Source organism: Ancalomicrobiaceae bacterium S20 (assembly GCA_040269895.1).
GTDB classification, from domain to species: domain Bacteria; phylum Pseudomonadota; class Alphaproteobacteria; order Rhizobiales; family Ancalomicrobiaceae; genus Methyloraptor; species Methyloraptor flagellatus.
On record CP158568.1, the window covers coordinates 1954774 to 1972264 of the forward strand.

Sequence of the window (17491 nt, forward strand, 5' to 3'; positions counted from 1 at the left end):
TACATTCCATCGGATCTCGGCGCGACGACCGGGACGTGACCGCTGATGAAAGTTAACAAACAACGAAAAAGGCGGACCCGCAAGGCCCGCCTTTCCGCAGAGGATCGCGCAAATTGACGCGACGTCGATCAGCGCTTCGAGAACTGGAAGGACCGGCGGGCCTTGCGGCGGCCGTACTTCTTGCGCTCGACGACGCGGCTGTCGCGGGTCAGGAAGCCGTAGGGCTTCAGCACGCCGCGCAGTTCCGGCTCGAAGTAGGTCATCGCCTTCGAGATGCCGTGACGCAGCGCGCCGGCCTGACCGGAGAGACCACCACCCTCGACCGAGGCGTTGATGTCGAACTGGTTGTCGCGATCGGCGGCCAGGATCGGCTGCATGATCAGCATCTGCAGCACCGGACGGGCGAAATACGCCGTGAAGTCCTTGCCGTTGACGACGATCTTGCCCGAACCGCGCGACAGCCAAACGCGGGCGACCGCGTCCTTGCGCTTGCCGGTGGCGTAGGAGCGGCCGAGGGCGTCGACCTTGCGCTCGTGGACCGGAGCCGGCTCACCGCCGACCGGACGAGCGCCCATGGCCTCGCCGAGCTGTTCCAGAGACTGAATCTCGGCCATGTTCAGGCCCTCACGTTCTTGCGGTTGAGGCTCTTGACGTCGAGCACGGCCGGCTGCTGAGCCTCGTGCGGATGAGCGCCGCCCGCGTAGATCTTCAGGTGGGTCATCTGCTTGCGGGCGAGGGGCCCGCGCGGCAGCATGCGCTGCACGGCCTTCTCGATCACGCGCTCGGGGAAACGGCCCTCGAGGATCTTGCGCGCGGTGCGCTCCTTGATGCCGCCCGGATGACCGGTGTGCCAGTAGTAGACCTTGTCCTCACGCTTGTTGCCGGTGAAGACCACCTTGTCCGCGTTGATGACGATGACGTTGTCACCGTCGTCGACGTGGGGGGTGTAGGTCGGCAGGTGCTTGCCGCGCAGCCGCATGGCGATCAGAGAAGCGAGGCGGCCGACGACCAGACCCTGGGCGTCGATCAGGACCCACTTCTTCTCGACCTCAGCCGGCTTGGCCGAATACGTCGTCATTGTTTTCGTCCCTTGTTCGAGGGGTGTCCCCTCTTCCGCGCAGCCGGATCCCTGTCGAGACGCCGGTGCGGGCAAACGAAGAGGCGGCCCGCAGGGGCCGCCGTTTCGAGGGTGGGGATAATCGATACCCGGCCGAACGTCAAGAGGACGTCACGAACTCACGTCGGACATAAAATATTGAATTTCAATGGCTTGTCTATAGCGGTATTATAATACGCGGTGATTCTTATCGGAATACCACACAAAATGCGGCCAGCGCCCGGTGATCGGGCGCCGGCCGGCGGCGTCAGCGGCAGACCCTCCGCATATGACCGGCGCCGCGATAATCTTCGACGTAGACCCGGCGGCAGTCCGGCGCGCGGTAGCTGCCGTAGTCGTCATAGGCGCGGGCGGTCTCGTCGTGGCGATGGCGGTACGGCTGCTCTGCATAGCCGTAGCCGGCCGAGTCGTAGCGGCGCTGACCGTAGCCATAGCCGTCGCCGTCGTAGCGACGCCGCTCGTAGCGCGCCTCGCCGCCGTAGCTCCGATAGGGCTCGGTGTAGCGCGGGCGGTCGTAGCTCTCGTCGCTGGTGTAGCGCGGCGCGGGCTCGACATAGCGCTGCTGCACGACCGGTTCGTCGTCGGAGGCCTGCGCGGCCTGGGCGATCACGCCGCCGAGGATGAGACCGCCGACGATGCCGGCGGCGATGGCGCCCTCGTCTCCGGCGCGGGCCTGGGACACCGGCGCGAAGGAAGCGGCCGTCAAAGTGAGGGCGGCGACGGCAGCGGCGACGAACCTGTTCATGGCGATCATCCTGATCTCTTCGACCGGCAAGCGAGCCGGCATCGGCGACACCGGACTTCGGTGCCGCGTCGATGGTCAGGAGAGTACGGGGCCGCCCGTGCACCGGGGCTGAGCGCCGAATTCAGAACGCGTTCATCGCCTGGGCATTGTCGTGACGATGCCGCCGTTTCGCCTTGCGGCTTCAACGGTTCGGGATCGAATAGGTCATCGTGGTATGGGCGACGAGGTCTTCCGACCCGTCCGAGCGGATGCCGATCTCGACGACCACGAGCCGCTTGCCGAGCTTCAGGATGCGCGCCTCGCCGATCAGGTCGCCGGGCTCCGGCTTGCGCAGGAAATTGATCGTCGCCGTGGTGGTGACCGCGAGCGCGACCGGGCCGATATGGGCGAGGATCACGACATAGGCCGCGAGGTCGGCGAGCGTGAACAGCGCCGGGCCGGACACAGTGCCGCCCGGCCGCAGATGCCGATCGCCGGCCGAGAAGCGCATGACGCCCAAGCCCGGCGCCACGCCCTCGACGCTGAAGGCGCGGCCGCCCTCGTGGATCTGCGGAAACTCGCGATCGAGAAACTCGGAGACCTCCTCGGCCGTCATCACCGGCTGCAGGACCATGCGCGCCCTCCCCTCGTGGTTCGGAGCCTCTGCCCCGTCGACCTCTCGCATTCTGCCTCTCGGGCGTAGCGGCTCCGCATCCCGGCGGCAAGGGACGAGGATACCCCCCGAAAATCGGACTGGTCGGCCGCGACCGTTCGGGCCTATTCTCGCCCGAACAACGACAAGCGGCCGCTCGCAGCGGCGAACCCTCCGGTTCGCGCCGCGCGAGGAAGCCGGGAGGAGACGCCGTGAACCAGACCGCAACCGCCGCAGCCTTGCACAACGCCGGGCCGATCCTGCGCGAGGCGCTGGCCGACGGCGTCCTGCGCCTGACGCTCGCCAATCCGTCGCGTCGCAATGCACTGTCCGAGGCGATGATGGGCGCGCTGCAGGGCGCGCTCGATCGCGCGGCCGCCGATCCGGCCGTGCGTGTGGTGGTGATCGCGGCCGAAGGCGCGGTGTTCTCGGCCGGGCACGATCTCAAGGAACTGACCGGCCGGCGCAGCGACGCCGATCGCGGGCGGGCCTATTTCTCCGAGATCATGGCGACCTGCGCGCGGCTGATGACCTCGATCGTCCGGCTGCCCAAGCCGGTGATCGCCGAGGTCGCGGGCTCGCCACCGCCGCCGGCTGCCAGCTCGTCGCCAGTTGCGACCTGGCCGTCGCGGCCGAGGGCGCGCGCTTCGCGACGCCGGGCGTCCACATCGGCCTGTTCTGTTCGACGCCGATGGTGGCACTGTCGCGCAATGTCGCGCGCAAGCACGCCATGGAAATGCTGCTTCTCGGCGAGCCGGTTTCAGCGACGGAAGCGCGCGCGATCGGCCTCGTCAACCGCGTGGTGCCGGCCGACCGGCTCGAAGCCGAGACCGGGACCATCGCGGCGGCGATCGTCGCGAAGTCGCCGCTGACGGTGAAGATCGGCAAGGAGGCGTTCTACGCCCAAGCCGAGATGGATCTCGAGGCCGCCTATCGCTACACGGCCGAGGTCATGGTCGAGAACATGCTGGCGCGCGATGCCGAAGAGGGCATGGGCGCCTTCATCGAAAAGCGGCAACCGCAATGGACCGGATCGTGATCCCGATGCGCGCCACCGACCGCGCTTCCCTCTCGAGCCGGGGCCCGCGATGACCCGCGCCCGTTTCGCGACGCTCTGGCGCTTCCTGCTGCCGATCGCCATCGCCCTCCTGGCCTCCGCCGTCGTGACCGGCTTTGCCGACACGACCGCCCGGCCGGCCTGGATCTTCGGGCTCGGCATCGTGCTCGGCCTGATCGGCGGCGTCAGCTTCCTGATGCACCTTCTCGGCCTCGCCGCCACCCTGCCCGACAAGCGCAAGGGCCGCCCCGCGCACACCCCCGAGACCGGCGCCGGGCGCCGGCCGCCGTCCGCCCCGGAACCGCGATGAACCACGACACCTACGCCGACAACTACATCCGGAGCATCCTGACGTCGGTGCGCACGATCGCCATCGTGGGCGCGAGCGCCAACGAGACGCGACCGTCCTACTTCGTGCTCAAGTATCTGGCGCAGAAGGGCTACGAGGTCTACGCGATCAATCCGGGCCATGCCGGACGGACCATCGCCGACCGGCCGGTCTATGCCACGCTCGCCGATGTGCCGGTGCCGATCGACATGGTCGACGTGTTCCGCGCTGCCGAGCATGTCGGTCCCGTGGTCGACGAGGCGATCGCGGTCGGGGCCAAGGTCGTGTGGATGCAGCTCGGCATCCGCAACGACGAGGCCGCCGACAGGGCCGAAGCCGCCGGGCTCCAGGTGGTGATGAACCGGTGTCCGAAGATCGAATACGGCCGGCTCTCCGGCGAGATCTCATGGGCCGGCGTCAATTCGCGGCAGCTCTCGGCCAAGCGGCCGGTGCGCCGCGAGGGCTTCCAGCGGCTCGGGATCGCGCGACCGGGCCCAGGGCCGCGAGAGGATTGATCGACTGACCGGCGGCACCTTCACAATCGAGGCGATCATCCGCTATCGCTGACGGCGAGACCGCTGATCGCGGCACGAGACCCCGAGAGCGGCACCAGGGAGAGAACCAGCATGAGCACCACCGAACCGGGCTTTGCGACGCTCGCGGTCCACGCCGGCGCCCAGCCGGATCCCACCACGGGCGCGCGGGCGACGCCGATCTACCAGACCACGTCCTTCGTGTTCGACGACGTCGACCATGCCGCCTCGCTGTTCGGACTGCAGGCGTTCGGCAATATCTACACGCGCATCGGCAACCCGACCCAGGCCGTGCTCGAGGAGCGCGTCGCCGCGCTCGAGGGCGGCACGGCGGCGCTGGCGGTCGCCTCGGGCCACGCCGCGCAGCATCTCGTGTTCCACACGCTGATGCGCCCCGGCGACGAGATCGTCGCCTCGCGCAAGCTCTACGGCGGCTCGATCAACCAGCTGAACCACGCCTTCAAGAACTACGGCTGGGAGGTGGTCTGGGCCGATCCGGACGATCTCGGCTCGTTCGAGCGCGCCATGACCGACAAGACGCGCGCGATCTTCATCGAGAGCCTCGCCAATCCGGGCGGCGTGGTGCTCGACATCGCCGGCGTCGCCGAGATCGCGCGGCGCCACCATGTGCCGCTCGTCGTCGACAACACGCTGGCGACGCCCTATCTCTGCCGGCCGATCGAGCACGGCGCCGACATCGTCGTCCACTCGGCGACCAAGTTCCTCGGCGGCCACGGCAATTCGATCGGCGGCCTGCTCGTCGACGGCGGCCGCTTCGACTGGCGGCGCGACGGCAAGTACCCGATGCTGTCCGAGCCGCGGCCGGAGTATCAGGGCATGGTGCTCGCCGAGACCTTCGGCAACTTCGCCTTCGCGATCGCCGCCCGCGTGCTCGGCCTGCGCGACCTCGGCCCGGCGATCTCGCCGTTCAACGCCTTCATGATCCTGACCGGCATCGAGACGCTGCCGCTGCGCATGGCGAAGCATTGCGCCAATGCGCAGGCGATCGCCGAATTCCTGAGCCAGCATCCGGCCGTGTCGTGGGTGTCCTACGCCGGCCTGCCGGGCGACAAGTACCATGCGCTGGCGGGCCGCTATATGCCGAAGGGTGCCGGAGCGGTGTTCACCTTCGGGCTCAAGGGCGGCTACGAGGCGGGCATCAAGCTCGTGTCGAAGGTCGGGCTGTTCTCGCATCTCGCCAATGTCGGCGACACGCGCAGCCTGGTCATCCATCCCGCCTCGACCACGCATCGCCAGCTCACCGACGCGCAGAAGACCGCCGCCGGCGCCGGCCCTGATGTCGTTCGCCTGTCGATCGGCATCGAGGATGCCGCCGATCTGATCGCCGATCTCGATCAGGCGCTCGCGGGCTGATCCGGGGCCCGGAAACGACGACGGCGAGATCCTCGGGTCCCGCCGTTTCGATTCGAACCGATGGCCTTCGCTTCGTCAGGTCGCGGCGGTCGCGGCGCGCAGATGCAGCGTCGCGGCGGTCAGGACCAGGATGCCGAAGGCCTGGTGCAGCAGCGCCATGCCGAGCGGCACGACCATGACCAGCGTGCCGATGCCGATCACGACCTGCGCCAGCACGGCAAGGATCAGGAACACGGCCGAGCGCCGGACCGGCGCCGACTGCCCGAGCCGGAGCGCGACGATCGCCTGGATCAGCGCCAGCGCAGTCAGGATATAGGCGCCGCCGCGATGGACGAATTGCACCGTCGCGTGATTCTCGAAGAAGTTCCGCCACATGGGCTCCATGGCGAGCCACTCCGGCGGCACGACAAAGCCGTTCATGCTCGGCCAGGTGTTGTAGACGAGCCCGGCGTCGTTGCCCGCGACGAGCGCGCCGAGGAAGATCTGCACGAACACCATGGCGACGACCAGCGCAGCCCCCGTCCTGATGCGCGGCGCCTCGTTCTCGCGCCGATCGTTGCGGCCGAGCGAGGCCGCGGTCCAGACGAGCGCGGCGAAGATGATGCTGGCGAGCGTCAGGTGCACGGCGAGCCGATAAGGCGCGACCGAGACGCGGTCGACGAGGCCGGAGGCCACCATCCACCAGCCGACGGCGCCCTGGATGCCGCCGAGCACGAAGATCGCGGCGAAGCGGCCGGCGTCGCGGCGCGCGATCAGGCCGGTCGCCAGGAAGGCGACGAAGGGCACGAAGAACACCACGCCGATCATGCGACCGAGGAACCGGTGCGCCCATTCCCACCAGAAGATGAACTTGAAGGCGGCGAGGTCCATGCCCTGGTTCATCTGGGTGTATTGCGGGATCGCCTTGTACTTGGCGAAGGCCTCGGCCCAGGCGGCATCGGTCATCGGCGGGATGGCGCCGAGCAGCGGCTGCCATTCGGTGATCGACAGGCCGGAATCGGTCAGCCGGGTCGCGCCGCCGACGATCACCATGGCGAAGACCATCAGTGCGACCAGCACGAGCCAGGCCCGCACGAGCCCCTGCCCGCGGCGCCCCGGACTGGCCCCGGCCGGGGCATCGAGTGCGATCGTGGTCATGGTTTTCCTTTTCTCCTCGTTCGCGGGCGAGATATAGAGCCCTCGACCGCGATCGGTAAGTCACCTCGACGTGACGCCCGACGTCGCAGCACCCGCATCGCGTCCGCTCGGATCGATCCATCCGCGACACGATCCGTATGCCGGATCGATCGGACCACCAGGAGACACGCGTCGCATGCCCGGCAAACTGAAGCGCCTGATCGGCAACACCGTGCTGGTCGTGTTCGTGCTCGTCTATATCCTGATCGCCATGGGCGTCGGCAACATCATTGCCGCGACCAAGCCGATGTGGGTGCAGATCATCTATTTCGCGGTCGCGGGCCTCGGCTGGGTGCCGATCGCGATGCTGATCGTGAGCTGGATGTACCGGGGGGCCAAGAAGGCGCCGGCCGACGGCGCCTCGCGCTGAGGCAGCCCCACAGCCGGAGCCTCGGCGGTCTCCCGCAAAGACCGGAGCGCCGTCACAAGGTTCCTTTACACGTCGCCGCTATGATGCCGCTCGATCTTCGAACGTGATGAGAGCGGTTCGATCGACGAAACGGCCGAATGGCTCCGCATCGATCGCCCGCTCGGAGAGCGGTCCGCGATGTCGGTCGGCAGTGTTCCTGTTGAGACGGTCCCGTTGCAGACCGCGGCGCTCGGCGCACGCCTGTCGGTGAGCGTCCACGCCGATCCGGCCGAGATCGAAGCCGTCTGGCGCACACTCGAAACCGAGGCGCTGCCCGCGCCATTCCAACGCTACGACTGGATGGCCGCCTGGATCGCCCATGTCGCGCCGACCATCGGACAGACGCCGCTGCTCGTGCTCGGACGCATCGACGGTCGTCCGGCGTTCCTGTGGCCGCTCGGCGTCAGGCGCCGTGGCTTCGCGCGGATCGCCGAATGGCTCGGCGGCTCGCACCTCGGCTATCACGGCGGCCTCCACACGGCCGAGGCGATCGCGGCGCTCGATCCGGCGACGGTACGCGCCCTCCTCCGCGACATCGGCCGTCAGCACCGTGTTCATTGCTACCTCCTGACCAGCCAGCGCACCGAGAACGACGGTCTGGCCGACCCGATCGTGGCGGCGCTGCCGGCGGCGCGCTCGGTCAACGACGGCTATGAACTGACGCTGGCGCCGTCGTTCGACGGCATCCTCGAGCGGCATAGCGGCAAGCGCAAACGCAAGAACGCGCGCCGCAAGGAGCGCATGCTCGCGGAGGCCGGCGACTACCGGATCGAGGTGCTGCCGCCGGCCGCCGCGGTCGCGGCGCTGGCGGATCTGTTCGCGCAGAAGTCCCGTCGCCTGAAGGCGCAGGGCCTGCACGACGTGTTCGGCGATCCGGGCATCCCCGCCTTCTATGCGGCGGTCGCCGGAACCGCGCAGCCCGGCGACGACGCCGCCATCGAGATCTGGGCCTTGAGGGCCGGCGGCGGGGCGCAGGCCTATTCGGCGGTCAGCCTCCGCGGCGGCCGGGTGACCGGCATGCTGCTGTCCTTCGCGGACGGCGATCTGGCGCGGGCGAGCCCGGGCGAGATCCTGATCCACCGCCAGATCGAAGCCTTCGTCGCGCGCGGCTTCGAGACCTACGATTTCGGCGCCGGCCAGGAACGCTACAAGTCGAGCTGGGCCGACCGCACGATCCCACTCGTCGACACGTTTCTCGCGCTGACGCCGCTCGGCCATGTCCAGGTCGCTGAACGGCGTCTGCGCGCGGCGCTCCTCGGCGCGATCCGCCGCAACGCGGTGTGGTGGGAGCGGGTGCGGGCATTCCGACGCTTCAAGGCCAAGCTCGGCGACGATGCCGAGGAGCGCGACTGAGCCTTCGCCCGTCAGACGAAAAAGGCCGGCTCGCTCGCGCGGCCGGCCGATTCCGATGCAGGCGCGGCCATGCCGCCGCGCGGTCCGCCATCCCCGATCAGGCGGCGATCTCGACCAGCGACTTCGCCTCCGAGCTCTCCACCGAGAGCACGAAGACATTCTCCCCGCCCGAGGCCGACAGCGCCTCGTAGCAGCGATGCGTGCGCGGGTCGTTGCCGGCGCCGTCGGCGGCAACGACGATGGCGCGCGCGGTCTCGGCGAGATCGGCATGCGCCTCGTTGACGAGGCCGAGGTCGAGCACGACGAAGTCGTAGGTCGCCTCCAGAGCCTCGATGACGGTCGCAAGCCGCGGATGCGACACGAGATCCTCGCCGACCGGGCCGGCGGGCACGATGTGCGCGCGGGACCGGCGGTCGCGGTAGATGACCTGCGCGAAGCTGACACGGCCGGCGAGCAGGTCCGGCAGGCCGGGGCCCTCGGCCCCTGCCTCGTCGTCGGGCTCTCGGCCGTTGAGATCGAGCAGGCAGACGCGGGCGCCGGACTTGGCGGCGACACGCGACAGGGCAATGGCAGCGATATCGGCGGCCTTGCGCGAGGTGGCGGAGGCGACGAGCACGCGGCCGGACGGGCTGTCGAGCTTGGCGAGCTCCGACCAGATCCGCGACACCGAGGCGACGCCCTCCGCATCGAGCGGCTCGTCGTCGTCCTTCGGCATCAGGCGCGACACCGTAGCGCCACGCGGACGACGCATGCGGCCGTCGACCGGCACGCCGCCGGCGACCGCGGGCGGCTCGCCGGCCACGATCGGCCGACGCACCATGGCCTCACCCGACAGGATCGAGCGCAGCGTCACGAAGGTGGCGCCGAGCAGGAAGGCGGCGGCGGCGGCGACCGAGGTCAGCGGCACCAGCTTCGGGAAGGCCGGCTGAACCGGGACGGTCGCCTCGGAGATCACGCGCGCATCGGCCGGCGCGGCTTCGGCGCGCTGCTTGGCGACCGCCTCGCGATAGCGGGCGAGGAAGGTCTCGAGCAGGTCGCGCTGCGCCTTGGCCTCGCGCTCCAGGGCGCGGAGCTGGATCTCGTTCTCGCCCGCCTTGACCGACTGCGCCTTGTACTCGCCCGCCTGGGCGGTCAGTTCGCGAATGCGGCCCTCGGCGACGCGCAGGTCTGTCTCGAGGCCCGAGAGCACCTTGCGCGCCTCGATGCGCATCTGGGCCTCGACGTCGCCGATCTGCGCCTGCAGCGCCTGGATCTGCGGATGGCCCGGCAGGTAGACCGTTCCGAGTTCGGCGATGCGCGAACGCAGCGCGCTCTGGCGCTCGCGCAGCCGCTGGATGGTCGGCGCGTTGAGCACGTCGGAGGCGCCGTCGAGCGCGGCGTTCGAATCGATCAGGCGCTTCAGCTGGCGGACCTTGACGTCGAGGTCGGTCTTCAGCGACCGCGCCGAAGACAGCTGCGAGCCGATGTCGCCGAGCTGCTGCTCGGTCAGCGGCGTGCGATTCTGCCCGGCGTAGAGGTCGGTGCCGGAGCGGAATTTCTCGACCTTTTCCTCGGCCTCGCCGACCTTGCGGCGCAGGTCGTCGATCTCGGACTGGAGCCAGCGGGTGGCGTCGCTGTTGGTCTGCAGCTTGGCCTCGCCCTGCGCTTTCAGGAACTCCGTGACGATCATGTTGGCGACGCGCGCCGACAGGGCCGGGTCACGGGAGGAGAATTCGATCGTGATGACGCGCGACTTCTCGACCTGATAGACGTTCAGGCGTTCGAAATAGGCATCGAGCACGCGGTCCTCGGCAGCGCCGCGGCGGCTCCCGAGGAGCCGCGACAGCATCCCACCGGCGGAATTGAACTCCGGCTCGTCGGCGAGCTTGGTCGCAGCGACGACACGGCGCGCGAGATCGCGGGAGGTCAGGAGCTGGACCTGACTGCCGATGCCGGCCTCGTCATAGACCGCCCGCTCCGTTTCGGCGCCACGCTGGCGAACATCGAGCGGCAGATCGCGCGCCTCGATGACGACCTTGGCCTCCGATTTGTAGCGGGGCGGCACCATAGACAAGCCGATCGCCGTTGCGCCGGCAACGAAGAGCGTAAACAGAAGAAGCCCGAACTTCGCGCGCCAAAGCGCCCGGAGGATCACTCCGAGGTCGATGTCCACATCGTCGAAACTGCTGTCGCTGCGAACGGCCATAACCGACTACTCCGTCACTGACAGCTGGATTATGGATCCGTTAGGGTCAATGACCGGTTAATCGCAGCGGCCGCCCGTTAGAGTTTGGGCAAGGCTCTCGCCGACGTGAAATCTCGGTTCAGATTTCATTAACCATAAGCTCCCAATGTCCTCTCAAGGATTCCTTGCGAGGCTGATCATGCGTTTCGGACTGGCCATGGCGGTCGTGCTGGCCTCCCTCGTCGGGGGGTGTTCGGGCTACGTTCGCCCCTCCCCGGCCTTCCACGAGGTACTCAACCAACCCTATCGCTTCGACGCGGGCGACAGGCTGCGCATCACCGTGTTCGACCAGCCGAACCTGTCGAACACATACCAGATCGACGCGTCCGGCAGCCTCGCCTTCCCGCTGATCGGCTCCGTGCCGGCGCGCGGCAAGACGACCGATCAGCTGCAGGCCGACATCGCCGGACGGCTGCGCAACGGCTATCTGCGCCATCCGGACGTCACTGTCGAAGTGGAGCAATACCGGCCGTTCTTCGTCATGGGCGAGGTCCGCAACGCCGGCCAGTACCCCTACGTCGCCGGCATGACCGCCCAGACCGCGGTCGCCATCTCCGGCGGCTATACGGCGCGCGCGGATCAGAGCTCGGTCGACATCACCCGCCAGATCAACGGCGAGATCATGAGCGGCCGGGTGCCGGTCACCGATCCGATCCGTCCGGGCGACACGATCTACGTCCGCGAACGCTTTTTCTGAGCGCTGTTTTTCTGGCTCTTGTCTGTCGGAGCAAGGTTAACCGAACCTTGCTCCAATAGTCGCAAAATTGCGACTAGATCTAACTTGGATTTCAGTCGCCTCTGTCATTGTCGACCCCGGACAAACGGGACAGCCCGATCACGGGCCGGGGTCGCATCATGGGCGAGACCAATTCACTGCGCATCATTCATTTCGTGCGCGCACCGATAGGCGGCATCTTCCGCCATATCGTCGATCTCGCATTGGCGCAGACGGCCGAAGGCCATCGGGTCGGCATCGTCTGCGATTCGACGACGGGTTCGGACTTCGAGGCCGGGATCATCGCGCAGGTCGCGCCGAAGCTCGCCTTCGGCGTCACGCGGCTGCCGATGATGCGACAGGTCACGCCAGGCGACATGGTCGCCATGGTTCGGATCTACCGTCATGTCGCGCGAATCGAGCCCGACGTCATCCACGGCCACGGCTCGAAGGGCGGCACCTATGCGCGCCTGATCGGCACGTTGCTGCGCGCGTTCGGACACCGCACGCTGCGCATCTACTGCCCGCACGGCGGCAGCCTGCACTTCGACAAGCGTTCCGGCGCCGGTCGCGCCTATCTGCTGGTCGAGCGCCTGCTCGAGTACCTGACCGACGGCCTCGTCTTCGTCTCGGACTTCGAGCGGGCCGCCTACCGGACCAAGATCGGCGAGCCGACCGTGCCGCATGTTCTGGCGCACAACGGCCTGGCACCCGAGGAATTCGCGCCGGTCGACCGCGTGCCGGGGGCCGCGGACTTCATGCACATCGGCATGCTGCGTGCGCTGAAGGGCACCGACGTCTTCATCCGGGCGATGGCGGCGCTGAAGGAGCGCGGCTCGACCGCGACCGCGATCATCGTCGGCATCGGCGAGGAACGCGCCGCCTACGAGCGCATGGTCGACGATATGGGGCTGGCGGACCGGGTCCGTTTTCTGGACCCGATGCCGATCCGGCGAGCGCTGAGCCTCGCGCGAGCGGTGGTCGTGCCGTCGCGCGCCGAATCGCTGCCCTATGTGGTACTCGAGACGATCGCCGCGGACACGCCGCTGATCGCGACCCGCGTCGGCGGCATTCCGGAGATCTACGGCGATCTCACCGATCGCCTGGTGCCGCCCGGAGACGTCGATCGCCTCGCCGAGACGATGGAAGCCTTCATGCGGCGCCCCGCGCAGGCGGTGGTGGAGGCCGAGGAACTGCGTCGGCGAATCCGTCCGATCTTCTCGATCGAGACCATGGCCCGCACGATCGGCGCCTTCTACGAATCGTTCAGTCCGGTCGATATCACGCGCACCCGCCCGGAGGCGGCGGTAGCCAATGCGCCGCCCGCTCCGGCGGTGGTGAGGCTTCCCGCCCGCGTGCCCTGACCGGTCCGTCGGTCAAACGATCATTAGCCTTTCGCGAGTAACCTCGTCGCAACGAGGGTGCGGTGCATGAGCGAGTACGATCCCAAGATCCGTTTCCGCGGCGCGGCGCATTTGGCGCTCGCCTCCGAGACCGTGGCCAGCTTCACGGCCCTGCCGCCGTCCGATGGCAAGCGCCCCGAGCTCTCGGCGACGGCGCGCGAGGTGGCGTCGCATTTCTCCGACCGGCCGATCTCCGGATCGTTGCTGGCGGGACTGGTGCGGCTGACTGACATTTTCGCGATCACCGGTATCGGACTGGCGATGCACACGTCGATGGTCGCCGATGCGACCGTGCTCGACGTCTGGACGCTGTTCGGCACCGGCCTCGGCGGCCTGCTGCTGGCGCTGTTCATTCAGGCGTTCGACGGCTACCACATTCCGGTCTTCCGCCAGTATGCCGCGCAGATCGGCCGCGTGATGGCCGGCTGGACCATGGTGTTCGTCGTCATCGGCGTCGTCGCGGTGCTGATCGATGCCGGCGCCTGGGACGGCCGGGCCTGGCTCGCCGGCTGGTATCTCGGCGGCCTGCTCTATCTGGTGCTGTCCCGCCCGGTGCTGACGCGGCTCGTTCGGCGCTGGACCGCCGACGGGCGGCTCGAGCGGCGCGCGGTCGTGGTCGGCGGCGGCGCGGCGGCCGAAAGCCTGATCACCCAGCTCGAATCGCAGCCCGACAACGACATCCGCATCTGCGGGATCTTCGACGACCGCAGCGACGATCGCTCGCCGCCGCTGGTGCGCGGCTACCCGAAGCTCGGGACGATCCCGGAACTGATCGAATTCGGACGCATCTGCTCGTTCGACATGCTGATCGTGACGCTGCCGCTGACGGCCGAGAGCCGGGTGCTGCAGATGCTCAAGCAGCTCTGGGTGCTGCCCGTCGACATTCGCCTGTCGGCGCACACCAACAAGCTCAAGTTCCGGCAGCGCTCCTATTCCTATGTCGGCTCGGTGCCGTTCCTGGACATCTTCGACAAGCCGCTCGCCGACTGGGACGCGGTGTCGAAGCGGATCTTCGATCTGGTCATCGGGACGATCGCGCTCGTGATCCTGTCGCCGCTGATGCTCGCGACCGCGCTCGCGATCAAGCTCGACAGCCGCGGTCCGGTGTTCTTCCGCCAGAAGCGCCATGGCTTCAACAACGAGATCATCGACGTCTGGAAGTTCCGGTCGATGTACACCGACAAGACCGATGCCGAGGTGCGCAAGGCGGTCACCAAGGGTGATCCGCGCGTGACCCGGGTCGGCCGGTTCATCCGCAAGACCTCGATCGACGAGTTGCCGCAGCTCTTCAACGTTTTGAAGGGCGAATTGTCCCTCGTCGGGCCGCGGCCGCACGCGGTCAACGCCCAGACCGAGAATCGCGCCTGGGGCGAGGTCGTCGACGGCTACTACGCCCGCCACAAGGTGAAGCCCGGCGTCACCGGCTGGGCGCAGATCAACGGCTGGCGCGGCGAGGTCGACACGCCGGAGAAGATCCGCCGGCGCGTCGAACACGACCTCTACTACATCGAGAACTGGTCGCTGCTGCTCGATCTGAAGATCCTGATCCTGACACCGATCAGCCTCTTCAACACCGAGAACGCATATTGAGCGCGGGGATCTCCTCCGCGTATCACCCGGACGCCCTCGGGCCGTCCGGGCTCAATGCCGTTCCGATCGTGCGGATCGGCGACATCGTGCTGTGGTTCGGCGTGTTTGCCGGCAGCGCCGTGATGATCGAGCCGGCGCCCTACGACCTGATCATCACACTTCAGGCGATCGCGGCGCTCGCGCTCGGTCTGGTTCTACCGCGCGCCATCGCGCCCCTCATCATTCTGCTGATGCTGTATAATGTCGGCGGCCTTCTGGCGCTGACGCAGGTCGTCTATTGGGAAGAAAACCCGCCGGTCTTCGTGGCGATCTCGTTCTTCCTGATGCTGAGCGCGATCTTCATCGCCGCGACCGTCGCCGCCCATCCCCATCGCATCAAGCTGATCATGTCGGCGACCGTCTGGTCCGGCCTGTTCGCGGCGATCATCGGCATCATCGGCTACAAGCTGCAGATCGAAGCCTTGATGCGCTTCGGCCGCGCCAAGGCGCTGTTCAAGGATCCGAACGTCTACGGCCCGTTCCTCGTGCTCGCGGCGGTCTGGTTGACCCGCGAGGTGCTGACCGCACGGTTCCGCAGGACCATCGTGCCCGCGCTGATGCTGATGCCGCTGATGCTGGCGATCCTTCTGTCCTTTTCCCGCGCGGCGTGGGGCCTCGCAGCCGGCTGTCTCGTCGCCATCTGGTTCGTCGTACTGGTCGACACGCCGAGGACGCGCGACCGGGCGCGCCTGTTCCTTTTTGCGGCCCTCGGCATTCTTGCCGTGGTCGGCATGATCGCGATCGTGCTCGCCAATGAAGAACTGCGCTCGATGCTGCTCGAGCGCGCCAAGCTCGTGCAGTCCTACGACGGCGCGCGCCTCGGCCGCTTCGCCCGTCACCTGATCGGCTTCCTATGGGCGACCGAGCTGCCGCTCGGCCTCGGCCCCTACCAGTTCGGCCACTATCTTCCGGAAGATCCGCACAACGTCTATCTGAAGTCGCTGATCACCTACGGCTGGATCGGCGGGGTCGCCTATCCGGTCCTGGCGTTCTGGACGCTGTGGAAGCTGTTCCCGCTGATGTTCCGGCCGCGCCCCTGGAAGCCCTACGCCCAGTGCGTCTGGGTCGCGCTTGCCGGGCACCAGGTCATGAGCTGGATCATCGACAGCGACCACTGGCGGCACTTCTTCCTGCTCTGGGGCCTGTCCTGGGGCATGATCGCGCTCGAGGTGAAGTGGCGCAGGACAGCGCGGGCCGGCGGGCGCGACGCGCTGTCAGGGCTTTCCTGACGGCTCTCCGCAGCCGCCCCTCTGGATGGCGAACTCACCACCCAAGGCTCCTCGTCGCCGGCCGATGCGCGACCGTCGAGCATGGTTGTCGTCCGCCTTGCGACCGCTGCGCCCTTCTCTCGATCCGGCACGCGGCCGGTCGATTTCAAGACAGCCGCGCCACAACGCAGGTGCAGCATGGCTTCAGACTGCACGAGGCGGCTCAATTTCGTCACCTGATGTCGGATTCGCGATAATCTGCCCACGATCGGCTGCTAGCCTCGACCCTACGCGACCTCGGAATTCCGAGCGATCCCAAGCCGTCATGGCGGCTCATGACGGCATGACAAAAAGTCGGTCGCAAAAGGGCCAGGGGCGTGCAGGAATTCGGTCCGGCCGACGCGATGCCCTCGCGGAGTGTCGTCGTATCGAGGACAGTCGCAGCAGGTCGTGTCGCAGCTTGATTGTCGCGGGGGCGACGACGGAGGCATCGATGAACGTCAGACCGGAGATCGGCGGTACGCACACGGTCGGGTTCCTGATGGTGCCCAACTTCTCGATGATCGCCTTCGCCTCGGCGATCGAGGTGCTGCGGCTCGCGAACTACGTGACCGGAGCAAAACTGTTCGCGTGGAAGCTCTATTCCGCCGACGGCGCGCCGGTTCCCTCATCGAACGGCGTCGAAGTCTCGGTCGACGGCTCCTATCGCGATGTCGGGCCGATGCCGGAGATCATCGTCTGCGCCGGTCTCGACGTGCAGAAATATGAGCACTCGGCGCTGATCGCGCAGCTGCGGCGGCTCGCCTTCTACGGTGTGTCGATCGGCGCAGTCTGCACGGGCACCTATGTGCTCGCACGCGCCGGCCTGCTCGACGGTCACCGCTGCGCGATCCACTGGGAGAACTATGACGCGTTCCGGGAAGAGTTCCCGGAGATCGAGGTCACGCAGGAGCTGTTCGAGATCGACCGCAACCGCTTCACCTGCGCCGGCGGCACCGCCGCGGTCGATATGATGCTGGCGCTGGTCGCCAACAAGAAGGGGCCGTCGGTCGCCGCGCTGATCACCGACGAGATGATCCATCATCGCATGCGCGACAGCCACGAGCGCCAGCGCATGGAACTGCGCGCCCGGCTCGGCGTCAGCCATCCGAAACTACTCGCGGTGATCGCCGAGATGGACAAGCGGCTCGAGCGGCCGCTCTCCTGCGCACAGCTCTCCAAGCTCGTGCACCTGTCGCCGCGCCAGCTCGAGCGGCTGTTCCAGCGCTATCTCGACACGACGCCGACGCGCTACTACCTCGGCCTGCGCCTCAACCGCGCGCGGCACCTGATCCGTCAGACCTCGATGCCGATCCTGTCGGTCGGGCTCGCCTGCGGCTTCGTCTCGGCCTCGCATTTCTCGAAGTGCTACAGCGAGTTCTTCAAGCACACGCCGAGCGAGGAACGCTCCGGTGCGCGCGGCTCCGGCCGACGGATGCTCGCCGCGGCGGAGTGAGGCTTTCCGCAATTCACCATCGCTTCAAACACGAAGGCCGCGCCCTGCCGAGCGCGGCCTTCGTCGTTACCGGACCCGAGATCCGGTCAGATCG

Annotated in this window: 16 protein-coding genes and 1 pseudogene; 11 read left to right on the top strand and 6 right to left on the bottom strand. The window is 67.7% G+C overall.

Features of this window, described 5'->3' with window-relative positions:
- Positions 1-128 precede the first annotated feature (128 nt).
- From rpsI to ABS361_08985, 4 genes are all read right to left on the bottom strand, one after another.
- A complete protein-coding gene (gene rpsI, locus ABS361_08970) occupies positions 129-614 on the bottom strand; it encodes a 30S ribosomal protein S9 (GenBank protein ID XBY46329.1) in 486 nt (161 codons plus the stop codon).
- 2 nt (positions 615-616) lie between these two features.
- A complete protein-coding gene (rplM, locus tag ABS361_08975) occupies positions 617-1078 on the bottom strand; it encodes a 50S ribosomal protein L13 (protein XBY46330.1) in 462 nt (153 codons plus the stop codon).
- Between the two features lie 286 nt (positions 1079-1364).
- Positions 1365-1862 (bottom strand): hypothetical protein, encoded by a 498-nt coding sequence (locus ABS361_08980; GenBank protein XBY46331.1) that lies wholly within the window; start codon positions 1860-1862, stop codon positions 1365-1367.
- 181 nt (positions 1863-2043) lie between these two features.
- Complete coding sequence (locus ABS361_08985; GenBank protein ID XBY46332.1) at positions 2044-2475, bottom strand: PaaI family thioesterase; 432 nt, start codon at positions 2473-2475, stop codon at positions 2044-2046.
- Between the two features lie 257 nt (positions 2476-2732).
- Between ABS361_08985 and ABS361_08990 the strand changes: the two are divergent.
- From ABS361_08990 to ABS361_09005, 4 genes and pseudogenes are all read left to right on the top strand, one after another.
- Positions 2733-3532: pseudogene (locus ABS361_08990) on the top strand (enoyl-CoA hydratase).
- A gap of 49 nt (positions 3533-3581) precedes the next feature.
- The gene (locus ABS361_08995; GenBank protein XBY46333.1) at positions 3582-3860 is read left to right on the top strand and encodes a hypothetical protein; all 279 of its coding nucleotides are present in this window, start codon (positions 3582-3584) and stop codon (positions 3858-3860) included.
- Complete coding sequence (locus ABS361_09000; GenBank protein ID XBY46334.1) at positions 3857-4393, top strand: CoA-binding protein; 537 nt, start codon at positions 3857-3859, stop codon at positions 4391-4393. The genes ABS361_08995 and ABS361_09000 overlap by 4 nt, the downstream gene beginning before the upstream one ends.
- A gap of 111 nt (positions 4394-4504) precedes the next feature.
- A complete protein-coding gene (locus tag ABS361_09005; protein XBY46335.1) occupies positions 4505-5785 on the top strand; it encodes an O-acetylhomoserine aminocarboxypropyltransferase in 1281 nt (426 codons plus the stop codon).
- Positions 5786-5860: 75 nt separating this feature from the next.
- Here ABS361_09005 and ABS361_09010 read toward each other — a convergent pair whose 3' ends face one another.
- Positions 5861-6922 carry a COX15/CtaA family protein gene (locus ABS361_09010; protein XBY46336.1) on the bottom strand — a complete coding sequence of 354 codons (1062 nt, stop codon included), beginning with the start codon at positions 6920-6922 and terminating at the stop codon, positions 5861-5863.
- A gap of 175 nt (positions 6923-7097) precedes the next feature.
- Between ABS361_09010 and ABS361_09015 the strand changes: the two genes are divergently transcribed.
- Both ABS361_09015 and ABS361_09020 read left to right on the top strand, forming a co-directional pair.
- Positions 7098-7331, top strand: a complete 234-nt coding sequence (locus ABS361_09015) for a DUF2842 domain-containing protein (GenBank protein XBY46337.1) — start codon at positions 7098-7100, stop codon at positions 7329-7331.
- A gap of 177 nt (positions 7332-7508) precedes the next feature.
- Entirely contained in the window at positions 7509-8723 is a 1215-nt protein-coding gene (locus ABS361_09020; GenBank protein ID XBY46338.1) for a GNAT family N-acetyltransferase, read from the top strand.
- A gap of 97 nt (positions 8724-8820) precedes the next feature.
- Here ABS361_09020 and ABS361_09025 read toward each other — a convergent pair whose 3' ends face one another.
- Entirely contained in the window at positions 8821-10908 is a 2088-nt protein-coding gene (locus ABS361_09025; GenBank protein XBY46339.1) for an exopolysaccharide transport family protein, read from the bottom strand.
- Between the two features lie 196 nt (positions 10909-11104).
- On the opposite strand from ABS361_09025, the gene ABS361_09030 reads away from it, so the two are divergent.
- The 5 genes from ABS361_09030 (at position 11105) to ABS361_09050 (ending at position 17397) form a co-directional block, all read left to right on the top strand.
- The gene (locus ABS361_09030) at positions 11105-11644 is read left to right on the top strand and encodes a polysaccharide biosynthesis/export family protein (GenBank protein ID XBY46859.1); all 540 of its coding nucleotides are present in this window, start codon (positions 11105-11107) and stop codon (positions 11642-11644) included.
- Between the two features lie 158 nt (positions 11645-11802).
- Entirely contained in the window at positions 11803-13026 is a 1224-nt protein-coding gene (locus ABS361_09035; protein XBY46340.1) for a glycosyltransferase, read from the top strand.
- A 66-nt stretch (positions 13027-13092) separates the two neighbouring features.
- On the top strand, positions 13093-14655 hold the full coding sequence (locus tag ABS361_09040; protein XBY46341.1) for an undecaprenyl-phosphate glucose phosphotransferase: 1563 nt from the start codon (positions 13093-13095) through the stop codon (positions 14653-14655).
- Positions 14652-15923 carry an O-antigen ligase family protein gene (locus tag ABS361_09045; GenBank protein ID XBY46342.1) on the top strand — a complete coding sequence of 424 codons (1272 nt, stop codon included), beginning with the start codon at positions 14652-14654 and terminating at the stop codon, positions 15921-15923. The genes ABS361_09040 and ABS361_09045 overlap by 4 nt, the downstream gene beginning before the upstream one ends.
- Positions 15924-16395: 472 nt before the next feature.
- Entirely contained in the window at positions 16396-17397 is a 1002-nt protein-coding gene (locus tag ABS361_09050; GenBank protein XBY46343.1) for a GlxA family transcriptional regulator, read from the top strand.
- The last annotated feature ends 94 nt before the right edge of the window (positions 17398-17491 follow it).